The sequence below is a fragment of the Bacteroides sp. An279 genome (assembly GCF_002159615.1).
Classification (GTDB): Bacteria; Bacteroidota; Bacteroidia; order Bacteroidales; family Bacteroidaceae; genus Phocaeicola; species Phocaeicola intestinalis.
Window position 1 is genome coordinate 1 of the sequence record NZ_NFJA01000159.1, and the last position, 3,905, is coordinate 3,905.

General features: G+C 33.3%; 3 protein-coding genes. All 3 read right to left on the minus strand.

What is annotated here, in order from left to right; all coding sequences use genetic code 11:
* Nucleotides 1–169: 169 nt before the first annotated feature.
* Genes B5F78_RS16060 through B5F78_RS16070 form a run of 3 tightly spaced genes read right to left on the minus strand, consistent with a single transcriptional unit; the run spans nt 170 to nt 3,698 of the window.
* Nucleotides 170–1,204 carry a site-specific integrase gene (locus tag B5F78_RS16060; protein ID WP_022232157.1) on the minus strand — a complete coding sequence of 345 codons (1,035 nt, stop codon included), beginning with the start codon at nt 1,202–1,204 and terminating at the stop codon, nt 170–172.
* Nucleotides 1,205–1,206: 2 nt separating this feature from the next.
* Entirely contained in the window at nt 1,207–2,148 is a 942-nt protein-coding gene (locus tag B5F78_RS16065; RefSeq protein WP_162608582.1) for a tyrosine-type recombinase/integrase, read from the minus strand.
* A complete protein-coding gene (locus B5F78_RS16070) occupies nt 2,145–3,698 on the minus strand; it encodes a tyrosine-type recombinase/integrase (protein ID WP_087407216.1) in 1,554 nt (517 codons plus the stop codon). The genes B5F78_RS16065 and B5F78_RS16070 overlap by 4 nt, the downstream gene beginning before the upstream one ends.
* Nucleotides 3,699–3,905 lie beyond the last annotated feature (207 nt).

Sequence of the window (3,905 nt, forward strand, 5' to 3'; positions counted from 1 at the left end):
CAGGTGGCCAGCAGGGAACAGATTACAGACATGTTAACGGCAGCCTCGTGATTACCGCAGAAGAGATAGTTCTTGCGCCCTTATGTTGGCATTATATTTATGTTGGCATCATAATTAAAGTCCATAATTAACAGTACTTTTACCTTTTTTGATGCCAACATAAAATATATTACTGTAAAGATTTTAAGAAAGTAATAATAGACTGATCCGTTATTGGTTTTACTTTCAAGTCTGGATTATTCAAATTACAAGATTCTATAGCTTTTGCTTTCATCTTTAAGTTTGTCTCAGCATAGATGTTTGTGGTATTTATAGAAACATGCCCTAGCCATGAACGAATTGTATTAATATCTACACCAGATTCCAACAAATGAGTTGCCGTTGAGTGTCTTATTGTATGTGGACTGACATTCTTTTTAGCTATGCTAGGCATTAATTCAGCCGCTTTTGCTGCATATTTGGTTACTAGTTCATATATTCCAAACCTTGTGATTGGATTACCATATTTATTAAGGAATACAGCATCATCCTTGGATCTATGTAGAAAAGGTTCAATAAGTTTCACTGTCGTATCCCATAGTGGACATGGTCTTGTTTTATTCCCTTTTCCACGAACATATACAACCGAAACTGTGTTTGGAGAACCGATATGTATATCTGAGATTTTAACATTAACAACCTCAGATGCTCTGGTTCCTGTATTATACATAAACATTAAAAGTACATAGTCTCTCATCCCTTGCTTCGTAGTTTTATCAGGTGCATTTAACAATACCTGCATTTCTTCTTTCTCAAGATAATGGATTTTAGGTTGTGCAGCACCTTCAAAGGTTTTAATATTTTCCTTTTTATTCGGTATATATTTCAACCTTGAATACCATAATAGATATTGGGGCTCAACTGACGATACGTACTTAGCAAAGCTACGTATAGCGGCTAATCTTAGATTTCTAGTTGTAACAGAACACTTTTGGACTACTTCTATACTATTTAAAAAATCGGATATAATGTTTAATGTCAAGTCTTCTATTTTAAGCTTAGAGACAACAAGTCCCTTTGATTTTATAAAACTCAATAATTGACAGAAACAATAGCTATAGCTTTTGATTGTATTCTGGGATCCATTTTTAATAATAGGAAGATAGTCTGCCAGATAAAGTTTTAACCAATACCCAACTAATAATTTTTCATCAGATTTATTCATAATCAAGATTCTACATAAGTTTTAAAACGGATATTTGCTTTGTCTAATAGTTCGTGAGTCATTGAAAGATATATTGATGTATCTTCTAAATGACTATGTCCTAGGTAAGTAGATAATACAGGTAATAAAGTTTGGACATCCGCCCCTTCTTTATACCATTTTACTAATCTGTGAGTGGCGAAACTGTGCCTGAGATCATGGAGACGCACATTTTTACCATCTTTACGAACAATATTTGCTTTAGTACAAATAAGACGGAATGCTTGTTGTAATTCATGTTGAGGTACTCCATTCCCTCTTTTATCAAGGAATAAATGATTGTTGACAAAATGATTTTCTTTTACTATACTCTTTCGCCAGTCAAGATATAATTTTAGCATTTTCATAACTGGAGCGTTTGCTGTAACCAGTCTACTCTTATGGAATTTCGTTTCATTGATATATAACAAATCATTATTTAGATCTATATCTTCAACTAATAGTCGTGTCGTTTCACCAGAACGCAAACCAAGACAGTAAGTTAATTTCAACATTGTTTGTATGACATACGGATATTCAATATTATATCGTTGTCGGTAACAAAGTGCAGTAGCAAAAATTTTATTCAATTCATCCGTACTATATATATACGGTGTAAAATCATGTCTGATTGTAGGACGGATTTTGGGTAACGGGATAGAATGTATAAACTTTCTGGAAAATGCCCACACGAAGAAGCGTTCAAGCTTGCAGAATTGATAATCCCAATACCGAGTATAATTATTATTTTTACGTCCTTTACAGTTTAAGAAGTTCTGGCAGTCTGTTTCTTTAATCTCATCAAGTTCAACAATAGGATTTATATATCTCTCAAAACGCAATAATAAATATCTTACATCTCTAATCTTTTCTCCCAAACTTTCCTTATAGGAAAGATAGAGATGAATGGCTTCTTTTATATTCATAACATGACCTCCCATTCTATTTGTGAGACTTTGCGCAGATTAGTAATATCTATTTTTGAATAGATTCTGGTTGTATCTTGTAATCGATGACCCAGGATGTCCCCGATTTCTTTTAAAGAAACACCATTGTTGATTAGATTGGAAGCACACGCATGGCGCAAAGAATGTCCACCAATGTGTTTTATGTTGATTGGTATTTTAAGTCCTTTGTATGCATCCGAAACAATCTTATAAATGCATGATCTTGTTAAAGACTTATATGGCATGAATGTAGTCATAAAAACCTCCTCAACTTTTCTTTTATTGTCCCTTCCATTTACGATATAATCAATTAAAAGATTGTAGACATACGGTGATAATGGTAAGCTTTGCACATGCCCATTTTTTACATGATAGAAACATAGCTGTCTTTTATCCCAATCTATGTCTCTCAATTTAAGTCTTGTGACCTCACTCGTTCTTAAGCCATAAATTGAAAGTAGGGCTAATATCGCGGTATTACGTTTGCCTACTATTGTAGAGGTATCATAAAAGGACAACAATTTCTCTACAATATCCCAAGAAGGTGCAGAGGGCAATGTTGATAAACTGTACTCTTTAGGATGGCGTATTCCTTCTACACAAATATCACAGATTCCTTTGAAGTTTAAGAATTTTACGTACTCTCTGATATTTGTTGTAAGGAGAGAAAGAGTTCGTTTGCAACATCCTGCGTTGTGTCTATACTGTATATATTCGTCAATCACAGAAAGATTTAAATGAGCCAAGTCTGTTTTATCCTGAATAAAGAAAGAGAAATCATTTATCCTTGAATGTCTTCCTTTTAATGTAATATCAGAAAGTCCTTTCATTGATTTAGACCAATTAATATATTCAATAATTAAATCATTATCACGTGGGAGTTGCTCTTGAGAACGTTCAAGTATACCAATAAAACTTAGCCATTTTATTGAAACCGCTTTAAAGGTTTTCATCCATTTAAGACTGTTATACGCAGCTAACCTAATAATTGTCTTGTCTAAGACATGTTGGTGTATTATCTTTTTTTCACTTATTCCTAATTCATCTATAATATGGAGTTGCATTTCTGCATGTTCCCGAAGTCTATTAAATGACATTCCAAGTGACTGCATATAATTTAAATAAGACAGTCTTTCGTGATACATGGGATAGGTAATATACCTAATGCGATAATGGCATATTGTGCTAAAATGATTGAATAGTAAATTATGATCACAATACCTCAGGTCGAGACGCCCTATTTCATTTAACCAATTGATGGTTGTACTGATGAAGAATTTGATTTGCTTCTGATTCCTGAAAAGAGAACTTTTTTCTAAGATCTCATCCAGAGTGATAATAGACTTATCTTTATCCTTAAGAGATAAGATATTTACAGTTTCTAGTAAAAGAGATGCAAGAATTTGCAATTCTCTTGTTTGGCATCCTTCCGATTGCTTCCTAACGAGAAAATCTTCTCTTTCCTTTAATAGAGGAACACCTCTATGCTTAAGGAGATTTGATTCACTTTTAAATAATAATTCCAGCATATTGTTTGTGGTTCCATTTGAGGTCCCATAAAAATATGCGTAATTTTATGTAGTGAAAAAAATTTCTTATAGATTGATTTACAATATTTTATTCTATTATGCCAACATAAATATAATGCCAACATAAGGGCGCAAGAACTATCTCTTCTGCGGTAATCACGAGGCTGCCGTTAACATGTCTGTAATCTGTTCCCTGCTGGCCACCTG